We start from the raw sequence: 26,297 nt of genomic DNA on the forward strand, positions 1-26,297 counted from the left end.
TTATTAGGATCAAATTCTTCGCGTTATCAAGCATTCGGGTTTGCAAGTCTTCTGGTGAAGCGTTGAGCTTTCGGACTTTCTTGCCTTATCATGTGAAAAATCTGATGAGAAAATGGATCATTCAATGAGCGCACAACAGCGCAGCGCCCTGTTCATAGACGGGGCAAATCTTTATGCAGCGACGAAGGCACTCGGTTTCGATATCGACTATCGCCGGCTGCTCAAGGAATTTCAGGCTCGCGATAATTTGATACGAGCTTTCTACTACACCGCGATGGTGGAAGATCAAGAATATTCATCGATCCGTCCGCTGATCGATTGGCTCGACTATAACGGTTACCGCGTTGTGACGAAGCCGGCCAAGGAATTCACCGATTCCGCCGGCCGTCGCAAGATCAAGGGCAACATGGACATCGAGCTGGCCATCGATGCCCTAGAGCTCGCGCCCCGCATCGACCACATGGTGCTGTTCTCCGGCGACGGCGATTTCCGCTCCCTGGTGGAAGCGATGCAGCGGCGCGGCGTCCGCGTCACCGTCGTCTCGACGATCCAAACACAGCCGGCCATGATTGCCGACGACCTTCGTCGGCAGGCCGACGAGTTCGTCGACCTCGTCCATCTCATTCCCCGGGTCGGTCGCGACCCCGGCGAGCGTGGCGTCCGAAGCCAGGGCGACGGTCCGGCGCGCGGTCCGCGCGAGTTGCCGCGAGACATTCCACGAGACCTGCCGCGCGACGTGGCCGAACGGCCGGCGGCGCGTCCCAATCCCGGTCTGGAAACCCGCTACGGTATCCGCCAGGGCGACGACGCGACCGAACAGTAACGACATCTGTCACCGGGGAAGCGCGGCAGACCGCCTCCTCGGCAGCGATCCGGAGCATCGCTCTCAGCCCGTGGCGTCCGCGCCCTGAGCCGACAGCTCCGCTTCCAACCGCGAGGCGTGCGCGAAGAACCGGCGGCGGACATCCGCCGCGTAGGGGTTCGCGCGCTCGATCGCGTCGAAGACTTCCGGCGCATCGTGCCTGACCATGCCGACCGCCTGCATCAGCAGGTCGAAGCTCTTCGTCGTCATGCGGGTCGGCAGCGGCTCCATCTCGACGAAGACCTTGGCGATGAGATGGGTCAGCCCCTGGACAGAGGCGGCGGCCCTGTCGTGCGCCTCCGGGTCCGTGAGGATGACGTCGAGGCCTAGCTGCTTGCGCAGGAAAGCCGCGGCACGCCAGCCTCCCCTCCCCCGGATCGGACATACGGCGATCTTCAGCCCCTTCACGCCCGAACGCGCGCTCTGCGGTCCGAAGAGCGGATGCGTCGCGACGATCTCGACGTGATCGGGCAACCCGTCCGCCATGATCCGCGCGGCGACCATCTTCACCGAACCGACATCGAGGACGAGGGCGCCCGGCCGCAGGTGGGGTCCGATGGCGGAGACCACCTCGGCGAGTTTGGAGACCGGAGCGGCCAGGACGACGACGGGACAGGAAGCCGCCTCGGCGAGCGAGCCGAGCCGCACCCCGGCTTGACTTCCACCCTTCAGTCTCTTGGATTCGGAGACGCGGTCGCCAGCGGTTCTCGCTTCGCAATCGGATTCGACATGAGGCTCGACGGGCTCCCTGTCCTGGAAGGAGCGGCATGGGGTGAGGTGTGGTCCATCTCCGGAGAAGTCGCACACCCGATCCTGTCCCTTTCCCTCCAGGAGAGGGGCCCCGCGCATCCCGTGAGATGCCTGAATATCGTCGCCTTGCGGCAGGGCGGGATCGTAGACGTGCAGGGGGAAATGCTGACCGAGATGCTCGGCGATCAGCCGACCGAATGCGCCGAAGCCGATGATCCCAACGGGAATGCTCAATGAAGGGGAGATGACACAAGACACGGAACTGACCTCGATGAAGCCGAGGGGCCAGCGGTGCTTGGAAGAGGGTCAACCGCCGACGACCGGGGCGGTTGAGACGTGACAAAGCACCTCGCCGCTAAGGGAGCGGCGCGTAATACAATCCGGATAGGATCGGGCTCGTCGTCATGGGCGGTGTCTTGGCAGGACGGGCATCGCCCGTCAATGGAGCGTGCGCCGATCAGCCCTTGTCGCGCATGATCCGGGCGCGGTCGCGCTCCCAGTCACGCTCCTTGGCGCTCTCGCGCTTGTCGTGGAGCTTCTTGCCCCGGCCGAGGCCGAGTTCGATCTTCGCGCGGCCCTGCTCGTTGAAGTAGATCTTCAACGGCACCACCGTGTAGCCCTCGCGCTTCGTCGCGCCGATGAGCTTGTTGATCTGCTTGCGGTGGAGCAGCAGACGGCGTGGACGCTTGGTCTCGTGGTTGAACCGGTTGGCTTCGAGATATTCCGGGATGTAGGCGTTGAACAGGAACAGCTCATCGCCCGACGGCCCGGCATAGGCCTCGCCGATGGCTGCCTTGCCCTTGCGCAGGGATTTGACCTCCGTCCCGGTCAGGGCGATGCCCGCCTCAAGGACGTCCGAGATCTCGTAGTGGAAGCGGGCGGCGCGGTTGTCGGCGACGACGCGGCGGGTGTCTTGCGGTTTGGGAGCCATCACATCGTCGGTTCTGGGGCATCGGCCTGTCCGCGCCGATACCCCTGGTCTGGAAGGAAGCTGGTGCCGTCATCGGTCGCGCGGTGCGGCCGATCGACATTCATATGGTTCGCCGGCATTTCGCCTGCGAGGGGTGATCAGCCGTCGATCAGGCCGGCATGGCGCAGGGCGGCGTCGACGATGCCCTTGGTGGCGTCGCTGACCGTGAGGAGCGGCAGGCGCACCTCGTCGCTCATGTGGCCGAGCCGCGACAGGGCATATTTCACCGGCGACGGGTTCGATTCCGCGAACAATCCCACATGCAGCGGCAGCAACTGGTCCTGAAACCGCAGAGCCGTGGCGTAATCGCCCGACAGGGTCGCTTCCTGCAACTTGGCGCAGAGGCGCGGTGCGACGTTCGAGACCACCGAGATGCAGCCGACGCCGCCCTGCGCATTGAATCCGATCGCCGTCGCATCTTCGCCCGAAAGCTGGATGAAGTCTTCACCCATGGCTTGGCGTTGCAGGCTGACACGGTCGAGCTTGGCCGTGGCGTCCTTCACGCCGGCGATATTCTTGAGCTCATACAGCCGCGCCATGGTGTCGACGCTCATGTCGACTACCGAACGCGGGGGAATATTGTAGATGATGATCGGGATGCCGATGGCGTCGTTGACGGCCTTGAAATGCGCGTAGAGCCCCGCCTGCGTCGGCTTGTTGTAGTAGGGCGTCACCACGAGCACGGCATCCGCGCCGGCCTTCTCCGCGTTGACGGCCCGTTCGACGGCCTCGGCCGTGGAATTGGAGCCCGCGCCCGCGATCACCGGCACACGGCCGGCGGTCTCGGCGATGCAGGCGGCCACGACACGGTCGTGCTCGTCATGGCTCAGGGTCGGCGTCTCGCCGGTGGTGCCCACGGGCACGAGGCCATGGATGCCCTGCTCGATTTGCCAGACCACGAATTTGCGGAAGGCGTCCTCGTCGAAGGCGCCGTTGCGAAACGGCGTGGCGAGGGCGGTCATGGCGCCCTTGAGGCGTTGGGTCGTGGTGTCGGTCATCCTGGCGTTCCCGGCCGTCGATCTTTCGGTGGGCCGGTGTGCCGGCCGCGTCACCGCTCTCGCGGACGGGCAGACATAGGGCCTCGCTTGCACGCGCGCAAACGGTCCGTCGGCGCAGTTAATGACTTCTTAATGCCCTCTGGGACAGCTTAAGCATGTCCGCATCCGACGGGACTGGAAGAACCATGGCGTTCTGGACGCGCTCCTATCGTGCCGCCCTCCCCGTGTCCCTCGCCGTCGCCTTGGCGGGGACGACGATGTGGATCGGGCCGGCCTCGGTTTTCCCCGTGGCGGCCGGCCAGGGGGACGACATCGTCACCCGGCCGTCGAGCGATGCCGTCGCCCCGTCCGTCCTCGTGCCGGACAGCCGGGCCGCCGCCACCGATGCGGTCGCGGCCGACGCTTTGAAGTTGGACGATCGCAGCGCCGAGACCGCGCCGAGCAAGGCCCTGCCCGCCGCCGCCAAGGCCTATGCCTCCGCCGATCCTGAAGCGCCGATCGCCTTCCCGCTTCCCGATGCGGCGATGACTCCGGCCGCGCCCGTTCCGGAGGTGCCCGATCCCGCCCGCGCGGCCCAGGTGGCGCCGGATGTCGATCTCCCCGCTCTGCGCCAGGCCATCGACGCCTATCGACGCGGCAAGGTGTCCGAGGGCGACCGCCTGCGCGACGGCTTCACCGATCCCGCCGCCCTCGCGCTTCTCGAATGGGTGGCGATCCGCGCCGGCTCCGGCATCGGCTTCGAGCGCACGGTCTCCTTCACCCGGACGAACCCGGAATGGCCGGCGGGTCCGCTCCTGCGCCGCCGCGCCGAGGAGGCGCTTCTCACCGAGCGCAAGAACCCGGCGACCGTGCGCGCCTTCTTCGCGGGCACCCGTCCGTCGAGCGCTCCGGGCAAGTTCGCCCTCGCCCTCGCCTTCCGGGCGGAGGCCCTCGACGAGGACGCCGCCTCTCTGGTCCGCGACCTGTGGCGCTCCGAGACCTTCGGGCGCGCCCTCGAGACCAAGGTGATGGACGCCTTTCCGGGTGTCCTCACCCGCGTCGATCACCGCTACCGCATGGAGCGCGCCCTCCTGAAGGAGGATTACGAGTCGGCCGGCCGGGCCGCTGCCTATGCCGGCGGCGGCTACGCCAGCCTGGTGCGGGCTCGCCGGGCCGTGGAGGACAAGAGTTCCTCGGCCGCTTCCGCGCTCAACGCCGTGCCGCCGTCGCTCCGCAGCGATCCGTCCTACATCCTGTCGCGGGCGCAGTATCTCCGCCGGGCCGACAAGCCGGTGGAGGCCGCCGCGATCCTCGCCACCGCCCCGACCAACGGCGACGTCCTGGTGGATGGCGACGAATGGTGGGTCGAGCGCCGGATCGTCGCCCGCAAGCTCATCGACATCGGCAATCCGAGCCTCGCCTACGAGGTCGCCGCCGGCCATAGCGGCCGCACGGTGGAGAAGCGGATCGAAGCCGAGTTCCATGCCGGCTGGATCGCCCTGCGCTTCCTCGACGATCCGGCCAAGGCCTCCAGCCATTTCGCCAAGGCCGCGACCATCGCCGAGACGCCGATCTCGCTCGCCCGTGTCGCCTATTGGCAGGGCCGTGCCGCCGAGGCGGCGGGTGATGCCGGCCTCGCCAAGACGTTCTACGAGCGCGCGGCGCTCCAGCCCATCGCCTATTACGGGCAACTCGCCCGGGCGAAGCTCGGACAGGCGAGCCTGCCGCTGCGCGTCGTCTCGGAACTCGAGCCCGCCGCCGCGACGGCGTTCGAGAACCGCCTGACCACGCGGGCCCTGCGGATGCTGGAGGCGGCCTCGCTCAAGGATCTGGCGCTGCCGCTCTACATCGACACGGCGAACCGCTTGACCAACCCGGCCGAAATCAGCGCGCTCGGCAACCTCGCCGTCGATGTGAGAAATTCCCGCGCCCTCGTGGCCATCGGCAAGCTCGCGGTCCAGCGCGGATTGCCCCTCGACGCCCATGCCTACCCGACCATCGGCATTCCCGATTACGAGGCCTCCGCCGCCGTTCCACTTGTGGAGAAGGCCATGGTCTTCGCCATCGCCCGCCAGGAAAGCCAGTTCGATCCCCGCGCCCAATCCAGCGTCGGCGCCCGCGGGCTGATGCAGATGATGCCGGCCACCGCCCAGCGCACGGCGCGGCGGGTCAGCGCCTCCTACGACCAGGACCGCCTCACCAGCGATCCCGCCTACAACGCCCGCCTCGGCCAGGCCCATCTCGGGGAGCTGATGGAGGATTGGCGCGGCTCCTACATCCTCGCCTTCGCCTCCTACAATGCCGGCGGCGGCAACGTGAAGAAGTGGATCGACGCCTATGGCGATCCGCGCCGGACCGGGGTCGATCCCATCGACTGGGTCGAGCGCATCCCCTTCACCGAGACCCGCAACTACGTCCAGCGCGTGATGGAGAACCTGCAGGTCTATCGCAGCCGGCTGGAAGGCAAGAGCGCCTTGCTGATCGAAGGGGACCTTCAGCGCGGGGCGCGGTGAGCGGAGGGGGTATCCTCCCCCGACCCATCTCATCCCGAAGCTTTCCCTCAAAGCCTCCGCTCGGCACTGGCAGTGGGTCGAGGTGATGGAGCGAGGCGGTCGGGGGAGCCGCCGACACCGTCGAGGCCCGACGCCCTCGGCGGCGACGGACGGGCCAGTCTCGCCAGGGCTCCGGTCCCGGCGCCGACGAGGTAGGCCGCCAGGTTCAGCGCCGCGCTCTCCACCCAGAAGCCTGGGCGGCCCGGTACGACCCCGCTGAAAGCGAGCCCGGCGAGCGCAACCGCCCCGGATCCGAGTCCGAGCCCGATGGCGGTCGAAAGCCGGTCGCGTGGCGGTCCGAAGTGCCATCCGATGGCGGTGCCCAGCGCGAGGCTGGCGGCGAGCGCGGGCCAGAGAATCGTCAACAGCAGGAGCATCGGGACGATCTCTCAGGAGCGCAGGGCGAGGCCGACGCCCTGCCCGGTGGCATTGGCGCGGCCGGCGGGCGCGGCGACGATCCTGTCCGCCGGGATGCCGGCCTGGAGCAGATACTCGACGACCACAAGCGCCCGCTGTCGAGCGATGTCGGGTTCAGGCTCCGCCGGTTTCGCCTCTTTCGGGGCCTCCGTCCCGGCCTCCTTTTCCTTTGCCGCCTTGTCCTTCGCCGCCTTGTCCTTGCCGTCCTTCACAGAGGCGGGCTTGGGATCGGCGGGCTTCGTATTAGGCTTGTCGGCCTTCGCGACCACCGGCTTCGAGGCCTTGTCGGCGTCCCGAGACTTTCCCGAATCGACCGAAGAGGTGTTCTCCACGCCCGCGTCCAGGGCGGGTTTCGGTGCGCTCGCGGCACCGGCCGGGTCGCTATGACCCGTCACCTCGATGCGCAGACCGGGGCAGGCTTTCGCCGCCGAGGCCACTGCGTCGAGGGTCGGATAGAACTCCGCTCTCAGGGTGACGCCGCCGGGTGCGAAGACGAGGCGGCTCCCGTTTGTCGCGCGGTCGAACGAATTCCGGCAGGCCGCCGGGTCGTCCAGGGTCGTGCCGGGCGGCGGCTTCACCTCGGCCTGCGCCTGCCAGCCGGCCGGCATCCGCCGGGCGAGATCGGCCTCGAACCGACCGGCACTCTCGCGGTAGAGGCTGTCGCCGGTCAGGGCGAGCCTCCTGTCCGAGAGGCGGAGGTCGCCGGTGGCGAGCATGGCGAGGCTGGTGATGCCGGCCTCGACGGCGCCGATGAGGTTGGGCGGTGCGCCCTCGGCGATGCGGCTCTTGTCGACGATGCGTTCGCGGAAGAAGCGCGGTCGCAGCGTCGCCAGGATACGGTCGCGCGTAGCGCCGTCGGGAAGGTGCCCGGTCAGCGTCACCGCATCGCTCTCGCGCCGGACCATGAAGCGATAGGGCGAGAGCGGCATGGCGGCGAGATCGACCGGCCCGGCCCTGGTGCCGGACGGTCGCTCGTCGCGCAAAAGGGCGTCGATCTCGCCGATGGCCTGCCCGTCGAGGGCGGTCCCCGAGACCGACAGGCGCGAGTCGGCATAGGTGACGCTGCCATCCTGCAACAGCGAGGAAAGCCGGAAGGCGAAGCGGCCGAGCGTGGTCGGATCGATCCCATCCGCGAGACCACGGGCGGTCTGCATCCGGTCGTCCACCGTGGTGCCATCGGCTGCGTCGTCGGCCATGGCGCGGATCTCCTCGCGTGCCGTCTCCGAGACGACATTGCCCGAAAGGACGAGGTTGCCGCCGCGCTCGCGGGTCACCGCAAACCGGAAATCGGGGGTGGCCGCCGGCCGGATGTCGACCTTGCCCATGGTGAAGCCGGTCGGAGGATGGGCCAAGGCCTGCCGGACGGCCTCGTAATCGGCCACCGTCGATGCCTCGCCGCTGAGCGACACGGTGGTGTCGGCGATGGTGGCGCTGGCGCCTGGAGCCAGCGGCTTCAGTTGTTCGAGCGCGAAGGCGGAAGCGGTGGAAAAGTCCGGCGGTGCCCCGCGCGCGGCTTTGGCCTGATCGACGATCCTGGTCTCGTAGGGAAGTTCCGGGGCGAGCTTCGCGGCAAGCGCCCGCGGGCCGATCTCGACAGGACGGTTGCCGGTCAGTTCGATCCGCTCCGGGCTCGTGCGCGTCGCCGTCCAGACGAAGGGAGAGGCATCCTCGACGATACCGATACGCCCGACCACGTGGCGCAGGCCGGGCAGGCGCTTGAGCCTGTCGAGAGCAGCGACGCGCCCGGCCTCGTTCGGCGCCTCTCCGGTGGCGATGAGGTCACGGCCCCGCACGTTCAGGCGCAGCCAGGGCTCCAACCCCGTCTCGGCCGTCGCACGCACGACCGGGCCGGCGGTCTCGTCGAGCCGCCGCTCCGCGCGGCTGGCGAGGAACGGCGTCGCGACGCCGACGATGAGCGCCAGTCCGGGCAGACCGACGGCCCAGCCGAATTTCCGGAGCAAGGGGGGGGGCGGGAGGGCGGGCAATGCGAACCTCGGGGATCGGCCGCCACCAGACACCCGCTTCGCGGCATCTTGAAGACGCCGCAGGCTCATTCCCATCGATCGCCGCCCCTTCCTTGTCCATATGCCTTCACCCCCGCGCGCGACAGCGCCGGGGGCATGGCCCAAGAGAAAACCCAAGATAAGCCCCAAGAGGGGGGACGCGGGACGCCGCGGAACCCATTGAGCGCTAGAATTGTTTGCCGGTCCCCCGGCGTCCCGTCAGGCTCCGGCGTTCCCGCCGGGGCCTGCTTTTGCGTCACGGTGTCTCCAGCGGTCCTCGCGTTGCGTCGCGCCTGAGGTGGTCGTGTTGCATCCCAGCCCGGCTGTTCGAACGGACTTTGCCCCGCACGCCCTCTCGTATTGGAGGGGCCGCAAACCTCATCATGGCAGCCCAGAACGGGGTCAGTGCCGGGGCATTTAACTCCCGACCTACCGCGCCCCCATCCGAGCCCCCAGACTATCGAGCCGCCGCCCGGGGCGATGGCGACCGAGACCACCGACGCAGGCACCGCCCCACCGCCCCTTTCGGCCCACCCGGTCGGTCACCGGACAGGCCCCCTTTGCCGGGCGGCAGGTGTGGGGATATGGGCAGAAAATAGGAATTTTGTCAAGAAATTTCCTGTCGGGGAGAACGGTCTTGGCCATGGGACCGCGATCGGGAAGCCTCGGCGTTCTCCGGTGTCCCATCGGGGGCGAGGGTCTCGTGAACGCTCCGTCTTCCCCCGGTCGAGGGGGGCGCGTCACCGAGCGGGGAGCCCGAGCCGACACGCTCTGCCGGGCATCCGGTGCGTAGGGCGACCCGCCTCACCCTTCCCGCTGCATCTCCAACTCCAGCCAGCGGTCCTCGGCCGCCGAGAGGTCGGCCTCCGCCGCCGCGAGGGTCGCCGAGGCCTTCTGGAACAGGGCCGGATTGCGGCTGTAGAGCTGCGGATCGGCGAGGACGGCGCGGTGCTTGGCGATCTCTGTCTGCAGCTTCGCGATTCGCTCCGGCAGGGTCTTCAGCTCGTGCTGGTCCTTGAACCCCATCTTCGTCTTGGGCGCCGGGGCCGCGGACGTGCTGGCGAGGCGGCCCGGCTTGACCTTGCCGTCGGGGCGAGGCGCCGTGGCGCTCTTGCGCGCCTCGACGCCCTGGCCGCGCTGCGTCACCATGTCGGTATAGCCGCCGGCATATTCGACCCAGCGCCCCTCCCCTTCGCTGACGAGGACGCTGCCGACGACACGGTCGAGGAAGTCACGGTCGTGGCTCACCAGGATCAGCGTGCCGGAATAATCGGACAGCATCTCCTGCAGGAGGTCGAGGGTCTCGAGGTCGAGGTCGTTGGTGGGCTCGTCGAGGACCAGGAGGTTGGCGGGCTGGGCCAGGGCCCGGGCGATGAGAAGGCGGTTGCGCTCGCCGCCGGAGAGCACCCTCACCGGGGTCCGGGCCTGTTCCGGGGCGAACAGGAAGTCCTTGAGGTAGCCGATCACATGGCGGCTCACGCCGCCGACGACCACGCTGTCACCGCTACCGCCGGTGAGCACCTCGGTGACCGTCATCGACGGGTCCAGTACAGCCCGAGCCTGGTCGAGGAGCATCATCTTGAGGTTCGTGCCCAAGGCGACGGTGCCGGAATCCGGTGCCGATTGTCCCGTGAGCAGGTTGATGAGGGTGGTCTTGCCGGCGCCGTTGGCGCCGACGATGCCGAGCCGGTCGCCACGCATCACCCGGATCGAGAGATCGTCGACGATGCGGCGCTCACCATAGGCCTTGGCGGCATTCTTGGCCTCGATCACCAGGGCGCCGGAACTCTCCGCCTCGGTAGAGGTCATCGTCGCGGTGCCGACGGGGCGGCGGTCCTCCCGGCGGTCCTTGCGCAGGGCGTGGAGGTTGCCGAGCCGCCGGACGTTGCGCTTGCGGCGCGCCGTGACGCCGTAGCGCAGCCAATGCTCCTCGTCGGCGATCTTGCGATCGAGCTTGTGCCGGTCGCGCTCCTCTTCCTCGAAGAACGCGTCGCGCCAGGCCTCGAAGGTGGAAAAGCCCTGCTCGATCCGCCTCGTGATACCGCGATCGAGCCAGACGGTGGTCTTCGAGAGGGCGGACAGGAAGCGCCTGTCGTGGCTGATGAGCACGAGCGCGCCGCGCACGGATTTCAATTCCGCCTCCAACCATTCGATGGCCGGCAGGTCGAGATGGTTGGTGGGCTCGTCGAGCAGAAGGATGTCGGGCTCGGGTGCCAGCGCCTGAGCCAGGGCCACGCGCCGCCCCTCCCCGCCCGACAGGCTCGCCGGGTTCTCGGCGCCGGTCAGGCCCAGGCTCTCCAGCAGGTAGCGGGCGCGATAGGCGTCGTCGCCATGGGTGAGGCCGTGTTCGACGAAGTCCAGGGTGGTGGTGAACCCTGAGAAATCCGGTTCCTGTGCGAGGTAGCGGATGGTCGTGCCGGGCTGGACGAAGCGCACGCCCTTGTCGGGCTCGATGAGCCCGCAGGCGATCTTCATGAGCGTCGACTTGCCCGAACCGTTGCGGCCGACGAGGCAAGTCCGTTCGCCGGGAGAGATCGCGAGATCCGCCTGTTCGATCAGCGGAGTGCCGCCGAAAGTGAGGGCGACGTTCTGGAGGGTGAGAAGCGGGGGAGCGGCCATGATGCGGGCTTATGGCAGCGCAGCCGCTCCCGAACAAATGCGGTTTTGCCCGTGAGGCTACATCGTCGGGTTGGCCGGGCCGGTTGGCGACGGATCGGGCGAGCCGGGAGCGGGGCTCGGGTCGATCACGGGGATCTCCGTCGGGCTCTCGTTGGGCGCTTCGGCCGGCGTCGACGCGGGGATATCCGGCCCAGGAGCCGGCGGCGGCGTCTGAGGGGCCTCGTAGGGCGTATCGGGAACCGGAGCTTCCGGGATGGGCGCGGGATCTATCGGGCCTGGATTCGACATGGGCGACGCCACCTGCTCGCGAGGTTTCGGGAGAGGGCTGGAAACGGGCGAGTGCCCGTTGCCGTTCCCCCGAGGGCGCTCCTCAGCCCTTCTTGATCAGGAGCTGGTTGCCTTCCTTGCCGATGATCTTCTTCATCCGCTCGGCGAACAGAGCCAGCAGCATCGGCAGGCGCACTTCGATACGGACCGTCTCGGGAAGGACGTCGACCTCGCCGTCCACCTTCTGGCCCATGGCCGACATGGCGAAGTTCAGGCGGTCGTCCGTCCAGGTCATGTGCTCGACATTGATTCCGGCCTTGGCGCAGGCCGCCTTCGCCTTGTCCAGCCCGTTCGAGATCCGCCGTTTCGCCTCGACGGGACCGATCTCGTGGGGAATCTCGACGATCAGGGGCTTTGCCATGGGGGGACCATCCTCAAACACGCATCCAGCCGTCAAGATGGGGCCGATCGCCATCCATGCAACGGCGACCGGCCCCTTAGTCGATCAAGCGCGGCAGTGAAACCCGCCTCGCGCGGAATCACCATGCGGCGTCAGGAGGATGAGGCATGCCGCACGTCGTCGCGACCCGGCACCGCCATCCTCTGGCATGCCCATGATCTCACGGGTTCCGCATCAGTTCACGACCTTGAGCGAGACGTAGGTCGTGCCGCCCATGCCGAGCGCTCGGGCAGAGCCCTTGGCGAGATCGATGATCCGGCCGCGCACGAAAGGTCCGCGATCGTTGATGCGCACCACCACCGAGCGGCCGTTGCGCTTGTTCTCGACCCGGACACGGGTGCCGAACGGCAGGCTGCGATGGGCGGCGGTCATCCCATTCGGATTGAAGCGCTCGCCATTCGCCGTTTTGCGGCCGCTGCCGTACCAGGAGGCCGCGCCGGATTGGGCTGCGGCCGGTGCACTGAGCGCGGCGAGAGACATGGCGGTTCCAAGAGCGGCAGCGGTCCAACGAACAGGCTTCATATTCATCCGCATTCCCTTTGCTGTTGCAGAGGCCGCGGAACATAGAGCCAATGAAGGCTGAAATGAGATCAGTAGAATGTGGCGGGACCTGCCTTCATTAGCCTCCGACGGTCTCAGAATGTGTGAATAAAATCTAAATATCTTGCAAATCAGATGTGCGCTGAAATTCTATATTGAGAGCGGAGGAAGGCGGTCGTCGACAGGTTTGGTCGCGTTCTCCAACGCCGTCACGGCCCCCGCCACATCGATGGCGAGACAGCGCCGTAACCCGGCGCGTCGTGCATGGGAGACGCGCGTCGCCCGTGACCCCGACGATTCCGGACGCGCTGCCGATGGGGCACGTGCGGGCTGAAGGCATCCGCGACGGGCTCGGACGAACCTCCAAGTCGAACTCGCAATTGGCTGCTTGATCTACGTTCGGCCGTTATTTCAGGGTGAACGAATAGTTAAATCGATCAAGCAAGAGATGGAAATTCGTCAGTATCGGAGCGGGTAGGCAAAATCTGCAGCCCCAAATCGAGACGCATTGTCTGCACCCCGGCAACCCGCCCTTTACGTTAACGGCCCCATGGTCTGCCGGTCAGTCGCGTAACCGGTGTTTGCCATGGCTTCCCTGCGTACCGCGGTTGCCGACACCGTCGCCCGGAAAAGTGTCTCGCGTACCGGGCGACTCGTGTCGGCGCCGCGGATGGGTCTCGTACCCGCCGCCCAGCGTCTCCCCCTCGACGAAATCCTCGTCGGGGATTGCATCGCCGCCATGAACGCCCTCCCGGCGGCAAGCGTCGACTGCGTCTTTGCCGACCCGCCCTACAATCTCCAACTCGGGGACGGCTCGCTGTTGCGGCCCGACCAGAGCCGGGTCGACGCCGTCGACGACGCCTGGGACCAGTTCTCGAGCTTCGCTGCCTATGACGAGTTCACCCGTGCCTGGCTCACCGCCGCCCGCCGGGTGATGAAGCCGAACGCCACCCTCTGGGTCATCGGCTCCTACCACAACATTTTTCGCGTCGGCTCGGTGCTTCAGGACCTCGGGTTCTGGATCCTCAACGACATCGTCTGGCGGAAAGCCAACCCGATGCCGAACTTCCGCGGCAAGCGCTTCACCAATGCCCATGAAACCCTGATCTGGGCGTCCCGCTCGGCGGAATCGAAGGGCTACACCTTCCATTACGAGGCGCTGAAGGGCGGTAACGACGACGTCCAGATGCGTTCGGACTGGTTCATCCCGCTCTGCACCGGCGACGAGCGCCTGAAAGGCGCCGACGGCCAGAAGGTCCACCCGACCCAGAAGCCCGAAGCCCTGCTCGCCCGGACCCTGCTCTCGGCGACGAATGCCGGCGACGTGGTGCTCGACCCGTTCTTCGGCACGGGCACCACCGGGGCCGTCGCCAAGCGGCTCGGCCGGCGCTTCATCGGCATCGAGCGCGAGACGGTCTATGCCGAGGCGGCCCGCGCCCGGATCGACGCCGTGGAGCCCCTGTCCAAGGCTGCCCTCCTCGTCGCCCCGACCAAGCGCGCCGAGCCGCGCGTCGCCTTCCTCAGCGTGATCGAGGCCGGCCATATCCGCGCGGGTGAGATCCTCACCGATGCGCGCGGTCGCCACGAAGCCGTCGTGCGTCCCGACGGGACGCTGATGGTCGGGCCGGCCATGGGTTCGATCCACAAGATCGGCGCCCTCGTCCAGGGCTTCCCCTCCTGCAACGGCTGGGATTTCTGGCACGCCGAGCGCGACGGCAAGCGCGTCCTGATCGACGTGTTCCGGGGCCGGATGCGGGCCGCGATGGGGTCGGCGGCCTGACGCCGCCGGTCCATCGCCTAAGCGACGAGGAAGTCGCGATAGGTCAGCGTCGGATGGTTATCGAGGACCGCGAATTGCACGGCAGCGCCGGCGCCCTTTCCGTCGGCATCGTAGGACAGCGCTCCGGTATCGTGATTGTAGAGGATGTGGTCGTTCGCATCGAGCTTCGTGCCGGCGGCCGTGACATCCCTGAATTCGCTGGCCGTGAGGATGTGCGTCGTCGCGTTCGCCGTCAGCGTTGCGAAGATGGACTGCGATAGCCGGATCGAATCGTCGGCGACGACGAAATCCCCGATGTGATCGACGTTCGACGCGCCCAAAGCCGTGCTGAACACAAACGTATCGGTGCCGGCTCCGCCCTTCAGGATGTCGGCCCCGGCCTTGCCGTCGATGACGTTGGTGGCGGCATTGCCCGTGACAACGTTCGCCAGGGTGTTCCCGGTGCCGTCGATCGTGGCCGATCCGGTCAGCGTGAGGTTCTCGACATACGACCCCAGGGTCAGCGTCGCCGAACTCTTGACGAGGTCGATGCCACCGGAGGCCGACGTTTCCTTGATCGTATCCCCGCCGTCGGTGATGTAGGTGTCGTTCCCGGCTCCGCCGATCAGCTTGTCCTTGCCGGTGACGCCGTTGAGGACGTTGTTGCCGGAGTTGCCGGTGATGGTGTTGGCCAGCGCGTTTCCGGTGCCGTTGATGTTGCCCGTGCCGGTCAGCGTAAGATGTTCCACCTCCTGGCCGTTGAGCGAATAGGTCACCGAGGCGCGGACGAGATCGCCGGTCCCCTCGCCTGCCGCCTCGAAGGCCTTGTCGCCGACCTGATCGATGACGAACGTATCGTTGCCCTTGCCGCCGTAGAGTTTGTCCGACCCGCCCCAGCCGTCGAGGTAATCGCCGTAGACGGAGCCATGGATGGTGTCGTTGCCCTTGAAGACGTCCCGGTTCACCGCTTCCGGGTTGTTCCACGAAATGTAGATGCCCGCCTGCTCCATCGTGATGCTGACGTCGGACATCGTCGCGAAGGGCTTGTTGTCGACGTAGCGGGTTCCGGAGGTCGTGGTGCCTGTGACGGCCGCTCCGGTCGATGGGTCATAGGTGAAGCCGAAGCCCGTAAAGACCGACACGGTGCCGCCGTTGTAGAAGACGCTGAAGGACGTCGCCGACTGGTTCGAAAAGAACGGGTTGCCCTTGATGAAATCGTAGATATCGAGTGTCCGTGCGTCGCCGGGGCCGTAACAAGTAAACGTCGTCATTGATCTCGATGATCCTCCGAATCAACGTCACGATCGAGGCCGGATTTCGTGCCAAACCGCAATCTCCGTCGCGATAGCTCGGCAGGCTGTCCAATCGATTTTTCGTCCTGTGCGGTATGAAAGCTTCATCGAGTCGCTCGGCACGATGCGAAAAACGAGACTATTCCATCCAGGTGCTACCGGACGTTGCGGTTTACGTGCGCCGCGCGGGTCCACGGGACCGTTTGCGCGGTGCTGGAGGCGGCAGGGCATCGTGTGCCTCCGGCTCCCCCTCCTCCTCGGACAGGCGTACCGGCTGAATCCGTGGCGTCGGCTTCGGGGCCGGACGAAAGCTCGGCGCCGGTTCGGGGGCTGGTTCCGCCATGGCCAGGAGGGGCGCCGGCTGGGGCTCCTTGCGCGGTCGCCCGCGCGGAACCTTCACCGCCTCGGGTTTCGGATCGAAGGCATGGGCGAGCACCTTCTTCATGACGCCCGGCAACGGCTCTTCATCGAGGTCGCGCCGGGGTGTGAAGCGCATGCCGTCGGGCGCCGTCGTGCCGAGGCCGACGCGGGCGACGAAGACGGTCAGTTCCAGGGGGAAATGCGTGAAGATGTGGCGGACTGCGCCGGGCAGTCGCTTCCAGCGCGCGTCCAACGGAGCGTCGAGCAGGGCCTGGGCAACGTCGTAGCCGCCCTCCCATGCACTGGTCGGAGGCTCCGCCATGGCGCCGAGGAGCCCTTCCGGGGGGCGGGTCCGCAGCAGCACCGCCTCGTCGCCGCTGCGGATCGCGACGAAGGCTGCGCCACGGCGCTCGATGCCCTTCGCCTTTTTGATCTTGCGCGGGAACGTCTCCTGCATCCCCAGCGTCCGAGCCTCGCAGGGCGTCATCCACGGGCATAGGGCACAGGCGGGGCGCTTCGGCGTGCAGATCGTGGAGCCGAGATCCATCAGCGCTTGAGCGAAGTCGCCCGGCCGTTCCACCGGCACGAGGCTCTGCGTCAGCAGTCGGATCTCGGGGCGCGCGGCGGGGATCGGCGTCTCGATGGCGAACAGCCGGGTCACCACCCGCTCGACATTGCCGTCCACTGCCGCTTCCTGCCTGTCGAAGGCGATCGCCGCGATGGCGCCGGCCGTATAGGCGCCGATGCCGGGCAGCTTGCGCAAGCCGTCGAGCGTGTCGGGAAAGACGCCGGCTTCCGCGACCGCCTTGGCGCAGGCATGGAGGTTGCGGGCGCGGGAGTAATAGCCGAGGCCGGCCCAAGCCGCCATGACGCTCTCCTCCGGCGCCGCCGCGAGGGCCTCCACGGAGGGGAAGCGTTCGAGAAAGCGCTCGAAATAGGGTTTGACCGCCGCGATCGTGGTCTGCTGCAGCATCACCTCGGACAGCCAGACCCGATAGGGGTCGGGCGTCTCGCCCGGCAAGGCACGCCACGGCAGCACACGGCGATGCCTGTCGTACCAGGCGAGGAGGTCGGTGGCTCGCGGGCCTCGGGCGGATGCCCCCGTCGCTGCCGTGAAGTCCGGTGACATGAAATCCCGCGACATGAGATCCGGCGTGTTGGGCGCCCGTCCATACAGGGTGGCCGCGAACGATCAAAGCATTCGAAAGCCGGCGCCGTTCACGCTATCATGCGGCGTCCGCCCGCATCGGAAGCTCTCGGAGCTCATGGCCCGCATCAAACCCCTCGCCGAGCTGATCGAGACCTGCATCGGACCGGCTTTCGCCGCGCAGGGGTTCGCCTCCACCGATATCCTCGCGGCCTGGCCCGATATTGTCGGCGAACGCCTCGCCCGTTTCTGCCAGCCCTCGAAGCTCGAATGGCCCCGCCGCGCCCGCCGCGAGGAGCAGGGTCGGCCGGATCCAGGCACGCTCGTGGTGCGGGTGGAGGGCGTCTTCGCCCTGGAATTGCAGCATCTGGCTCCCGTGGTGATCCAGCGCATCAACGCCCATTATGGCTGGGCCTGCATCGGCAAGCTCGTCCTCAAGCAGGGGCGCGTTCATCAGGCCGTTCGCAAGCGGGTCGTGCCGCCCCTCGATCCGGTGAGGCGTGGCGAAGTCGCGTTGGCGGTCTCCTCCATCGACGACGATGCGCTGCGCGATGCGCTCGACAGGCTCGGTGTGGCGATCGTCGCCTCCGCACTGCCGCGATCGGGCTGAATCCCGCATTCGGCCCCGCGCTTGTCGCGGCGCATGGAAGCGGAGCCGCCTGTCGCGTCTTGTCAGATTGTCCGCGGGTCTCTACCGCAAGCCGCATGGATCGGATCTGCGAGCGGAGCCCGTCGACATCATGATCACCCGTCGCGACACCTTGAAACTCACCGGCATGGCGATCGGCGCAGCCGCGCTCCTGCCCCGGCTGACCCTCGACGCCTTCGCCCAGGATGCGAACCTCGCTTCCCTCATGGAGCCGGGCCCCCTCGGCGACGTCTGGCTGGGTCCGAAGGACGCCAAGGTGACGATCATCGAATATGCTTCGATGACCTGCTCCCACTGCGCCGCGTTCCACAAGAACACCTGGCCGGCTTTGAAGGAGCGCTACATCGACACCGGCAAGGTGCGCTTCACCTTGCGTGAATTCCCGCTCGATCCGCTGGCGACCGCAGCCTTCATGCTGGCCCGCTGCGATGGCGACGCGAAATACTATCCCATCACCGATCTGCTGTTCGACCAGCAGCAGGGCTGGGCCTACGTGCAGAAGCCGCAATCGCCGGTGGATGCCCTGGAGCAGATGTTGCGGCAGGCCGGATTCTCGAAGGAGAAATTCGAGACCTGTCTCAAGGATCAGAAGCTCTACGCCGCCGTGAACGCGGTGAAGCAGAAGGGGCTCGACACCTTCAAGGTCGACTCGACGCCGACCTTCTTCATCAATGGCGAGCGCTTCAAGGGTGAGATGACGATCGACGGGATGGAGAAGGTCATCAAGCCGATTCTGGGCGCCTGAGACCCAAGCTTGGCCGCCGCTTGCCCTTCATGCACCGGGCGCATCCCGCAGGATCGCCGCAAGGGCATGTTTATCTATATATTACAGCAACTTAGAGTCTATTCGGCGCGCCTTGACACTCAAGATAGGCGAAACTATGGTGCGCCGCGCTTGACGGGGTTTTCAGGCCGGTTCCCTCCACTCTCGCCAATGTGAGTTTTCGCCGTGAGCGGTAACGACGCAGGGGATGGGAATGGAGATGGACGGCAGAAGCCGGACGAGGATCTCTCGGCGAGACTGAAGCATCTCGAGAGGCGGATCGAGGAGAAGCGGCCCGCCGCTCCTTCCCGCCCCTTGCCGGGTGCCGGTGCCTCCAACGGGGCGTCATCCTTGGGTCTGGCGATGCGACTCTCCACGGAGTTCATCGCCGGTGTCCTCGCCGGAGGCATTCTCGGCTGGTTGTGCGATCAGTTTCTGGGGACGAAGCCCTGGGGTCTGATCGTTCTGATCATGCTGGGCTTCGCAACCGGCGTCTATAACGTCATGCGTGTCTCGGGCTCGCTCTCGAGGCCGGTCGCGAAAAGCGCGGTCGACAAGAACCGGGATCGGGAACGGTCCTGACAGGCGAATTTTGCCGCTTTCGAGCGGTCCTGAGGCAAAGCGGGCATCTCGCCCGCTCGTGGACAGAAGGACGGTAGCGGCAATGGCCGTAAAGATGGATCCGATCCACCAGTTCGAGCTCAAGCCGCTCGTATCCTTCGGTCATATCGGCAATCAGGAAATCGCGTTCACCCAGTCGGCGCTGTACATGTTCGCCGCTGTCGGGATCATCGCGCTGATCACGATCGTGGCGACGGCGCAGCGCTCGGTGGTGCCGGGCCGGATGCAGTCCGTGGCCGAGGTGTTCTACGAGTTCATCGGATCGACCCTCCGTCAGTCGGCCGGGCACGGGTCCGAGCGGTTCATGCCGCTGATCTTCTCCCTGTTCATGTTCGTCCTCGTCCTGAACATGTTCGGCATGATCCCCTATGCGTTCGCCGTGACAAGCCACATCATCGTGACTTTTGCGCTGGCGCTCCTCGTGATCACCACCGTCATCGTCTATGGCTTCATGGCCCACGGCACGAAGTTCCTGAAGGTGTTCGTGCCCTCCGGCGTGCCGGGCTGGCTGATGCCGATGATCGTCGCCATCGAGATCGTCTCCTTCGTCTCGCGGCCGATCAGCCTCGCGGTGCGTCTCTTCGCCAACGTGCTCGCCGGCCACATCGCCCTCAAGATCTTCGCGGGCTTCGTTCCGGCGCTCCTCGCCGCGGGCGCCTGGGGTGCGATCTCGCCGCTGCCGCTGGCTCTCAGCGTCGCGGTGACGGCCCTCGAGTTCCTTGTCGCCGGTCTGCAGGCCTACGTCTTCGCGACGCTCGCCTCGATCTACCTCAGCGACGCCCTCCACCCCGGCCACTAGGCCCCGGCGGTATCCCCTTCCGTCCCCGGTCCGCGGTTGCGGCCGGATTCCTCTCCACGCAACGAACGAACCGATACCAGGAGCAATTTGATGGATCCCTTAGCCGCTAAGTACATCGGTGCCGGCCTCGCCTGCCTCGGAATGGCGGGCGCCGCCATCGGCCTCGGCAATCTCTTCGGCCAGTTCTACGCCGGTGCCCTTCGCAACCCGTCTGCCGCCGACGGCCAGCGCGGCAACCTGCTCCTCGGCTTCGCGCTGACGGAAGCGCTCGGCATCTTCTCGCTGCTCGTCGCGCTGCTCCTCCTGTTCGCCGTCTGAGACCGACGACGTTCGTCGATCCGACAGCAGACCCGGACCGGGCGCCCCATTCTTCTGGACGCGCGCCCGGTCCTCATTCACGAACTTACTTTGAGCGAAGGACGTCATGGCTCAGCCGGCCCATCCGACCGCAACCCATGAAGGCATCATGGCATCGCCCGCGTCCGAACATGGCGGCGGCTTTCCGCCCTTCGAGAGCCATACCTTTCTCTCGCAGTTGATCTGGCTCGCGCTGGCCTTCGGCCTGCTCTACTACCTGATGGACAAGGTGGCCCTGCCCCGCATCCAGGCGATACTGCACGACCGCGCCACGCGCCTCTCGTCCGATCTCGACGAGGCCCAGCGCATGAAGTCCGAGGCCGAGGCAGCCGGCGCCGCCTACGAGAAGTCGCTGGCCGATGCCCAGGCGAAGGCCCGCACCATCGCCGCCGAGACCCGCGCTGCCCTGACCTCCGAGGCTGAAATCCGTCGCAAGACGCTCGAGGCCGAGCTCAACGACAGGATCGCCGCCTCCGAAGCCACGATCCGCACCCGCACCGCCGAAGCCATGGGCAGCGTTCGCTCCATCGCCGGCGAAACGGCCTCCGCCATCGTCGAGCGCCTCACCGGGACGGCTCCCGACCAGGCCAGCCTCGATACCGCACTGAACCGCGTCGCCATCCCGCACTGAGTGCGCCAGCAGCAGACGTGACCGGTCCGGCCCCTGACCGGCCGGACGCCAACGAAATAGGACGACGAGAATGTTGTTGGATGCCGAGTTCTGGGTCGCCGTCGCCTTCGTCTTGTTCATGGGCGTCGTGTGGAAGGTCGGCGGCTTCGCTCAGATCACCAAGGCCCTCGACACCCGCGGCCGCCGCGTTCGCTCCGAACTCGACGAGGCCCGCCGCCTGCGCGAGGAGGCCGCCACGGTGCTGGCCGACTACAAAAAGCGCCGCAGCCAGGCCGAGTCCGAAGCCGAAGCGATCGTCGCCGGAGCCCGCGAAGAGGCCCAGCGCATCGCCGACGAGGGCCACGCCCGTCTGAACGAGTTCATCGCTCGCCGCACCAAGTCGGCCGAGACCAAGATTGCCCAGGCCGAGGTCCAGGCCACCGCCCAGGTCCGCGCCGCCGCCGCCGACGCGGCCGTGAAGGTGTCCGAGGTGGTGCTCCGCGAGCGCATGCAGGGCGACGCCGCCCTGTCGCTGGTCCGTTCCAGTCTCGATGAGGTCAAGGGCCGTCTCCGGGCCTGATGTTTTTCAGAGCGATCGTTTCGGAAGAGCCGCCCACCGGGCGGCTTTTTTGTTGCCTGACGTGCCGCATCACACTCGCGGGTCGCACCCCCTGTCGTGGTAAGGCGGCGCACACGCCCATCCCCACAAGAATAATCCATGGAGATCAGATGCCGCCGATCATCTCCATTTCCGGCCTGTCGAAGATCTACGCTTCCGGCCTCCATGCCCTCAAGAACATCCATCTCGACATCGCAAAGGGCGAGATCTTCGCCCTGCTCGGTCCTAACGGCGCCGGCAAGACGACGCTGATCAGCGTCGTCTGCGGCCTCGTCCGCGCGAGCTCCGGTACCGTCACGGTGGATGGACACGACATTGGAGCGGATTACCGCGAGGCGCGCAGGGCCATCGGTCTCGTACCGCAGGAACTCACCACCGACGCATTCGAGACGGTGTGGGACACGACGAGCTTCAGTCGGGGCCTGTTCGGCATGAGACCCGACCCTGCCCATATCGAGCGGGTGCTGCGCGACCTGTCCCTGTGGGACAAGAAGGACAGCCGGATCATGACCCTGTCCGGGGGTATGAAGCGGCGCGTGCTCATCGCCAAGGCGCTCAGTCACGAACCTCGCATCCTGTTCCTCGACGAGCCGACGGCCGGTGTCGACGTGGAACTGCGCCAGGACATGTGGCGGCTGGTACGCAAGCTCCGCGATCAGGGCGTCACGATCATCCTCACCACGCATTACATCGACGAGGCTGAGGAAATGGCCGACCGTGTCGGTGTGATCCGGAAGGGCGAGATCATCCTGGTGGAGGAGAAGGCCGAGCTGATGCGCAAGCTCGGCAAGAAGCAACTGATCCTGCAATTGCAGAACCCCCTCCCCGCCCTGCCGGACGAGCTCGCGCCGCACGGCCTGGCCCTGTCGGCGGATGGCCAGGAACTCGTCTACACCTACGACACCAAGAGCGAGCGCACCGGGATTACCACGCTCCTCACCGACCTCGCCGCCGCCGGCATCCCCTTCCGCGATCTCTCCACCAGCCAGAGTTCGCTGGAGGACATCTTCGTCGATCTCGTAAGGGAGCAGGCATGAATCCGTTGTCGATGAACTGGCCGGCGGTTGGTGCGATCTACCGCTTCGAGATGGCCCGGTTCTGGCGCACGGGGCTGCAGAGCATCGTCGCGCCGGTCATCGCCACATCGCTCTACTTCGTGGTCTTCGGCGCGGCGATCGGGTCGCGTATGGCCTCGGTGGATGGCATCGCCTATGGCGCCTTCATCGTGCCGGGGCTGATCATGCTCTCGCTCCTGACGCAGAGCATCGCCAACGCCTCGTTCGGCATCTACTTTCCGCGCTTTGCCGGCACGATCTACGAGATCCTGTCGGCGCCGGTTTCTCCGTTCGAGATCGTGCTCGGCTATGTCGGCGCGGCCGCGTCGAAATCCATCCTGATCGGGCTGATCATCCTCGCCACCGCTGCCCTGTTCGTCCCCTTGCGGATCGAGCATCCGCTCTGGATGGTGGCGTTCCTGCTCCTCACGGCGGTGACGTTCAGTCTGTTCGGCTTCCTCATCGGCCTTTGGGCCGACGGATTCGAGAAGCTCCAACTCGTGCCGCTCCTGGTGGTGACGCCCCTCACCTTCCTCGGCGGCAGCTTCTATTCCATCGAGATGCTGCCACCGTTCTGGCGGGCGGTCAGCCTCGTGAACCCGGTCGTCTACCTCATCAGCGGATTCCGCTGGAGCTTCTTCGGTGCCTCCGACGTGAGTGTCGAGATCAGCCTCGCGATGACCCTGGTCTTCCTCGCCCTCTGCCTCGGCAGCGTGACCTGGATCTTTCGCACCGGCTACCGCCTGAAGAGCTGATCCTCCTCAGGGGCGCCCGTCGAGGAAGGCCAGGACGCCCTGCCGGTGCTGCTTGTCGCCCACCGCCGTGCTGTGGTCGCGGTTGGGAAGTTCCAGGCTCCTGGCATTGGGCATGAGGGCAACCAGCGCCGGGGCCGAGCCGGCAACGGTGTCGAGCGTGCCTACCGTGACAAGGGTCGGCGCCTCGATCTGCGAGACCTCTTCCCGCGACAATGTTTGGCGCGAGCCGCGCATGCAGGCGGCCAGCGCTCTGAGATCGCTCTTCGTCTGCTCGGCGAAGGTGCGGAAAGCGGCGGCGGTGAGGTTGGGCGCCTTTTCGCCGGGGGGCGCTTCCAGGGCCTCGGCGATCCCGTTCGGCAGTCCTTTGCCCTCCACCAGATGCAATCCGAGACCGCCGAGAAGCACCGAACGTACCCGCGCCGGCTCATCGAGGGCGAGGTAGGCCGCGATCCGCGCGCCCATGGAATAGCCCATGATGTCGGCGCGGGCGATGCCGAGATGGTCGAGCAGCCGCCGCGCGTCCTGCGCCATGATGTCGGAGCCGTAAGCCTCCGGATCGTAGAGCTTCTCGCTCTCGCCATGCCCGCGATTGTCGAGGGCGACGACCCGGCGCCCCGCCTCGGACAGGGTCTTCACCCAAAGCGTGTTGACCCAGTTCACGGAATGGTTCGAGGCAAATCCGTGGATCAGTACGATCGGATCGCCGCTGCCGCCCTTCGCCGGCACGTCGATATAGGCGATGGTGGTCCCGTCGGAATCGAAGGTCTGCATCGGGCTTGTCTATACCTTTTATGGAGGGCTCCGTCGGTCGATGGACGGCCTCCATGGGCCGTCAAATTCGCCTCTGAACGGAACGGAGGCAAGGTGCGAATATCCGAAGGGGTGACAGGAAAGCTTTTTCCTCGTTTCGCGCGGGTTCGGCCGGCTTAACTCCCCTTGCTGCTCGGCGTCTCCGGCGCGATGAACGGGGGGATCGTCAAAGCGGCACCGCTCCGGTCGGGTCGTCCCGGTCGATTTGCGAGGATACGGACGGCCCATGATTCAGATCGTACCCGTTGTCGTCCTCAAACACGTCGTGCGCGCCCCGCATCCGGACGTTTTCCGTGCCTGGACCGATCCTCTGCTCATTATGCGCTGGCTCGCGCCCGGCGCCTCCGTCATGGAAGTCGCGGAGACCGACCTGCGGGTCGGCGGCGCATTTCTATTGCGGCGGCGCGATCCGGATGGAGCGTCCCATTCCGTGACCGGGCACTACGAGGAAATCAGGCGGGGGCATTCTCTGCATCAGACTTGGACGTATGAGGGACCGAACCCGCTCCTGCGCATCGGCGAAACCCTGATCCATGTCGATCTGCTCTCCGTCGGCGACCGGGCTACGGAGATCACGCTCACCCATCGCCGCATCGTCAGCGCAGACGTCCGGAATGCGTATCGTGAGGATTGGCGGAGCTGCTTTTCGAAGCTCCAGGCCGCGTTGGCGTAACGGATTTCAAATGGATCGACGGCCAGTTACCTCCACACACACCTTGAAGCGGGTGAAGCGCAGCAGAACCCAATTTGGATCGATCGCCGAGAGCGGCGCAGGGGCCTTTGCTGCAATCTGGATCACCTTCCGTTGACGCCCAGGTATCCGGGCAGGGAGCCGTTTCTTCCCCTGCCGAATCAAACGACCAAGGGACCGCAGCCTGCGCTGCAGCCCCCAGTGGGATCGTCGCTCAGGCGAAGGCCGGCTGTCCGCTGGTGACGGCGCGCTGGGCGACCGCCTCGTCGTAGAGCTTCTGCTCGGTCTCCTTGTGCGTGAGCGAGAAGCGCACCGAGATTGCGCAGAGCGACGAGATCAGCACGGCGATGCCGAGGATGAACAGAGCGCCGGGCAGGTTGCCGACACCCTTGAGCAGGAAGCCCGCCGCCACGGCGCCGACATTGCCGCCGGCGCCGATGATACCGGCAACGCCGCCGAGCGCCTTGCGGTCGATGAACGGCACGAGGGCGTAGGTAGCGCCGCAGGCCATGTGGGTGAACAGGCCGAAGGCGAGCATGGCGACGACGGCCAGTACCACCGAGCCGGCATAGGCGAAGGCGAGGAGGCCGATTCCTTCGCCGACCATCAGGGCGAACAGGAGCAGGGTGCGGCCGTCGAGGCCCTTCGAGCGTGCGACCCGGTCCGAGGCGATGCCGCCGAGCGCGCGGGCGAACAGGGCCAGCAAGCCGAAACTGCCCGCCGCCATGCCGGCCTGGGTCAGATCGAGGTTGAAGCGCTCGACATAATAGGTCGCCGCCACCGCGTGGATGAAGATCTCGACGCCGAAGCAGGCGCCGTAGGTGATGGCGAGCATCCACACCCGGTAATTCGTCATCGCCTGCTTGAAGACCGCCCAGCCGCCCTTCTTGCCGGAATCCACCGCGACACCGCGGGCGCGCAACTCCATGATGTTGCCTTCGGGCGTGTCCTGCGTGAACCGGAAGTAGAGGAAGGCGACGACGAGCATCATCACGCCCGGCACGATCATCGACAGACGCCAGCCCATCGTCTTCTCGACGCCGACGCTGACGAGGGCCGCGAGGATCAGCGGCATCACGCTCTGGGTGACGCCGCCGCCGGCATTGCCCCAGCCGCCCACGGTGGCATTGGCGGTGCCCACCACGTTCGGCGCGAACATCACCGAGGTGTGGAACTGGGTGATGACGAAGCTCGCCCCGATGGCTCCGATGGCCAGGCGGAAGAACAGGAAGCTCTCATAGGAGTTGGCGAAGGCGATGCCGATCACCGGGACCGATCCGAGGATCAGAAGGCCGGTATAGGTCAGGCGGGGGCCGAACCGATCGCACATCGGCCCGATCAGCAGGCGCACCAGGATGGTGATGCCGACCGCGGCGATGTTGATGTTGTAGACCTGATCGTTGGTGAGCTGGAACTCGCCCTTGATCACCGGCATCAGCGGCGCGACCGCGAACCAGGCGAAGAAGCAGACGAAAAACGCGAGCCAGGTAATATGGAACGCGCGCATCTGAGGCGTGGCCAGACTGAACAGATCGATTCGGGTGGCTTTTTGGGACTGCATGCGGAGAGGCTCCAGGCGATCTGATGTCTCCC

The 26,297-nt window shown here is 66.5% G+C and carries 27 protein-coding genes; 14 read left to right on the forward strand and 13 right to left on the reverse strand.

The genetic code is table 11. From position 1 onward, the window contains the following. The first annotated feature begins 124 nt into the window (after positions 1-124). Positions 125-823: an NYN domain-containing protein gene (locus tag A3OM_RS0114455; protein ID WP_018044475.1), complete on the forward strand. Its 699-nt coding sequence runs from the start codon at positions 125-127 to the stop codon at positions 821-823. A gap of 63 nt (positions 824-886) precedes the next feature. On the opposite strand, the gene A3OM_RS24040 is transcribed toward A3OM_RS0114455, so the two are convergent. Continuing rightward, positions 887-1,510 (reverse strand): prephenate dehydrogenase/arogenate dehydrogenase family protein, encoded by a 624-nt coding sequence (locus A3OM_RS24040; RefSeq protein ID WP_018044476.1) that lies wholly within the window; start codon positions 1,508-1,510, stop codon positions 887-889. A gap of 81 nt (positions 1,511-1,591) precedes the next feature. Here A3OM_RS24040 and A3OM_RS26150 point away from each other — a divergent pair, with 81 nt between their 5' ends. Next, on the forward strand, positions 1,592-1,849 hold the full coding sequence (locus A3OM_RS26150) for a hypothetical protein (protein WP_043764339.1): 258 nt from the start codon (positions 1,592-1,594) through the stop codon (positions 1,847-1,849). A gap of 220 nt (positions 1,850-2,069) precedes the next feature. Here A3OM_RS26150 and smpB read toward each other — a convergent pair whose 3' ends face one another. Further along, a complete protein-coding gene (gene smpB, locus A3OM_RS0114465) occupies positions 2,070-2,543 on the reverse strand; it encodes an SsrA-binding protein SmpB (RefSeq protein ID WP_018044478.1) in 474 nt (157 codons plus the stop codon). Positions 2,544-2,680: 137 nt separating this feature from the next. Further along, positions 2,681-3,580: a 4-hydroxy-tetrahydrodipicolinate synthase gene (gene dapA / locus A3OM_RS0114470; protein ID WP_018044479.1), complete on the reverse strand. Its 900-nt coding sequence runs from the start codon at positions 3,578-3,580 to the stop codon at positions 2,681-2,683. A gap of 185 nt (positions 3,581-3,765) precedes the next feature. Between dapA and A3OM_RS0114475 the strand changes: the two genes are divergently transcribed. After that, positions 3,766-6,072 carry a lytic transglycosylase domain-containing protein gene (locus A3OM_RS0114475; protein WP_018044480.1) on the forward strand — a complete coding sequence of 769 codons (2,307 nt, stop codon included), beginning with the start codon at positions 3,766-3,768 and terminating at the stop codon, positions 6,070-6,072. A gap of 47 nt (positions 6,073-6,119) precedes the next feature. Here the strand turns inward: A3OM_RS0114475 and A3OM_RS24050 are convergent, their stop codons facing one another. The 6 genes from A3OM_RS24050 to A3OM_RS0114500 all read right to left on the reverse strand — a co-directional run bounded on the left by A3OM_RS24050 (position 6,120) and on the right by A3OM_RS0114500 (position 12,357). Further along, positions 6,120-6,488 carry a hypothetical protein gene (locus A3OM_RS24050; RefSeq protein ID WP_018044481.1) on the reverse strand — a complete coding sequence of 123 codons (369 nt, stop codon included), beginning with the start codon at positions 6,486-6,488 and terminating at the stop codon, positions 6,120-6,122. 12 nt (positions 6,489-6,500) lie between these two features. Next, entirely contained in the window at positions 6,501-8,489 is a 1,989-nt protein-coding gene (locus A3OM_RS0114485) for a BON domain-containing protein (protein WP_018044482.1), read from the reverse strand. Positions 8,490-9,335: 846 nt separating this feature from the next. After that, positions 9,336-11,150, reverse strand: a complete 1,815-nt coding sequence (locus A3OM_RS0114490; RefSeq protein WP_018044483.1) for an ATP-binding cassette domain-containing protein — start codon at positions 11,148-11,150, stop codon at positions 9,336-9,338. Positions 11,151-11,207: 57 nt separating this feature from the next. Beyond that, complete coding sequence (locus A3OM_RS25295; protein ID WP_081612672.1) at positions 11,208-11,438, reverse strand: hypothetical protein; 231 nt, start codon at positions 11,436-11,438, stop codon at positions 11,208-11,210. An 82-nt stretch (positions 11,439-11,520) separates the two neighbouring features. Then, positions 11,521-11,838, reverse strand: a complete 318-nt coding sequence (locus A3OM_RS0114495) for a polyhydroxyalkanoic acid system family protein (RefSeq protein ID WP_018044484.1) — start codon at positions 11,836-11,838, stop codon at positions 11,521-11,523. 213 nt (positions 11,839-12,051) lie between these two features. Next, positions 12,052-12,357 (reverse strand): septal ring lytic transglycosylase RlpA family protein, encoded by a 306-nt coding sequence (locus A3OM_RS0114500; protein ID WP_018044485.1) that lies wholly within the window; start codon positions 12,355-12,357, stop codon positions 12,052-12,054. Positions 12,358-13,003: 646 nt separating this feature from the next. Here A3OM_RS0114500 and A3OM_RS0114505 point away from each other — a divergent pair. Continuing rightward, positions 13,004-14,197 (forward strand): site-specific DNA-methyltransferase, encoded by a 1,194-nt coding sequence (locus A3OM_RS0114505; protein ID WP_026176047.1) that lies wholly within the window; start codon positions 13,004-13,006, stop codon positions 14,195-14,197. A gap of 17 nt (positions 14,198-14,214) precedes the next feature. Here the strand turns inward: A3OM_RS0114505 and A3OM_RS24055 are convergent, their stop codons facing one another. Both A3OM_RS24055 and mutY read right to left on the reverse strand, forming a co-directional pair. Beyond that, positions 14,215-15,447, reverse strand: coding sequence for a calcium-binding protein (locus tag A3OM_RS24055; RefSeq protein ID WP_018044487.1), 1,233 nt, complete (start codon positions 15,445-15,447; stop codon positions 14,215-14,217). Between the two features lie 193 nt (positions 15,448-15,640). Further along, positions 15,641-16,957, reverse strand: coding sequence for an A/G-specific adenine glycosylase (gene mutY, locus A3OM_RS0114515; RefSeq protein ID WP_026176048.1), 1,317 nt, complete (start codon positions 16,955-16,957; stop codon positions 15,641-15,643). A gap of 136 nt (positions 16,958-17,093) precedes the next feature. Between mutY and A3OM_RS0114520 the strand changes: the two genes are divergently transcribed. From A3OM_RS0114520 to A3OM_RS0114560, 9 genes are all read left to right on the forward strand, one after another. Next, positions 17,094-17,585 (forward strand): DciA family protein, encoded by a 492-nt coding sequence (locus A3OM_RS0114520; RefSeq protein WP_018044489.1) that lies wholly within the window; start codon positions 17,094-17,096, stop codon positions 17,583-17,585. Between the two features lie 130 nt (positions 17,586-17,715). Beyond that, on the forward strand, positions 17,716-18,369 hold the full coding sequence (locus A3OM_RS0114525) for a DsbA family protein (RefSeq protein ID WP_026176049.1): 654 nt from the start codon (positions 17,716-17,718) through the stop codon (positions 18,367-18,369). Between the two features lie 204 nt (positions 18,370-18,573). Next, a complete protein-coding gene (locus A3OM_RS24060) occupies positions 18,574-18,969 on the forward strand; it encodes an AtpZ/AtpI family protein (RefSeq protein WP_051074328.1) in 396 nt (131 codons plus the stop codon). An 82-nt stretch (positions 18,970-19,051) separates the two neighbouring features. Next, entirely contained in the window at positions 19,052-19,807 is a 756-nt protein-coding gene (locus tag A3OM_RS0114535; protein WP_018044492.1) for a F0F1 ATP synthase subunit A, read from the forward strand. A gap of 90 nt (positions 19,808-19,897) precedes the next feature. Further along, complete coding sequence (locus tag A3OM_RS0114540) at positions 19,898-20,125, forward strand: F0F1 ATP synthase subunit C (protein WP_018044493.1); 228 nt, start codon at positions 19,898-19,900, stop codon at positions 20,123-20,125. A gap of 148 nt (positions 20,126-20,273) precedes the next feature. Then, positions 20,274-20,795 carry a F0F1 ATP synthase subunit B' gene (locus A3OM_RS0114545; RefSeq protein ID WP_244479021.1) on the forward strand — a complete coding sequence of 174 codons (522 nt, stop codon included), beginning with the start codon at positions 20,274-20,276 and terminating at the stop codon, positions 20,793-20,795. Positions 20,796-20,868: 73 nt separating this feature from the next. Continuing rightward, positions 20,869-21,354: an ATP F0F1 synthase subunit B gene (locus tag A3OM_RS0114550; protein WP_198290853.1), complete on the forward strand. Its 486-nt coding sequence runs from the start codon at positions 20,869-20,871 to the stop codon at positions 21,352-21,354. Positions 21,355-21,503: 149 nt separating this feature from the next. Beyond that, complete coding sequence (locus tag A3OM_RS0114555) at positions 21,504-22,430, forward strand: ABC transporter ATP-binding protein (RefSeq protein ID WP_018044496.1); 927 nt, start codon at positions 21,504-21,506, stop codon at positions 22,428-22,430. Next, on the forward strand, positions 22,427-23,203 hold the full coding sequence (locus A3OM_RS0114560; protein ID WP_018044497.1) for an ABC transporter permease: 777 nt from the start codon (positions 22,427-22,429) through the stop codon (positions 23,201-23,203). The genes A3OM_RS0114555 and A3OM_RS0114560 overlap by 4 nt, the downstream gene beginning before the upstream one ends. A gap of 6 nt (positions 23,204-23,209) precedes the next feature. On the opposite strand, the gene A3OM_RS0114565 is transcribed toward A3OM_RS0114560, so the two are convergent. Beyond that, entirely contained in the window at positions 23,210-23,974 is a 765-nt protein-coding gene (locus A3OM_RS0114565; protein WP_018044498.1) for an alpha/beta hydrolase, read from the reverse strand. A gap of 265 nt (positions 23,975-24,239) precedes the next feature. Here A3OM_RS0114565 and A3OM_RS0114570 point away from each other — a divergent pair, with 265 nt between their 5' ends. After that, entirely contained in the window at positions 24,240-24,686 is a 447-nt protein-coding gene (locus tag A3OM_RS0114570) for an SRPBCC domain-containing protein (RefSeq protein ID WP_018044499.1), read from the forward strand. 232 nt (positions 24,687-24,918) lie between these two features. Here A3OM_RS0114570 and A3OM_RS0114575 read toward each other — a convergent pair whose 3' ends face one another. Then, entirely contained in the window at positions 24,919-26,265 is a 1,347-nt protein-coding gene (locus A3OM_RS0114575; RefSeq protein ID WP_018044500.1) for a NarK family nitrate/nitrite MFS transporter, read from the reverse strand. Positions 26,266-26,297: the final 32 nt, after the last annotated feature.

Source organism: Methylobacterium sp. 88A, from assembly GCF_000376345.1.
Classification (GTDB): domain Bacteria; phylum Pseudomonadota; class Alphaproteobacteria; order Rhizobiales; family Beijerinckiaceae; genus Methylobacterium; species Methylobacterium bullatum.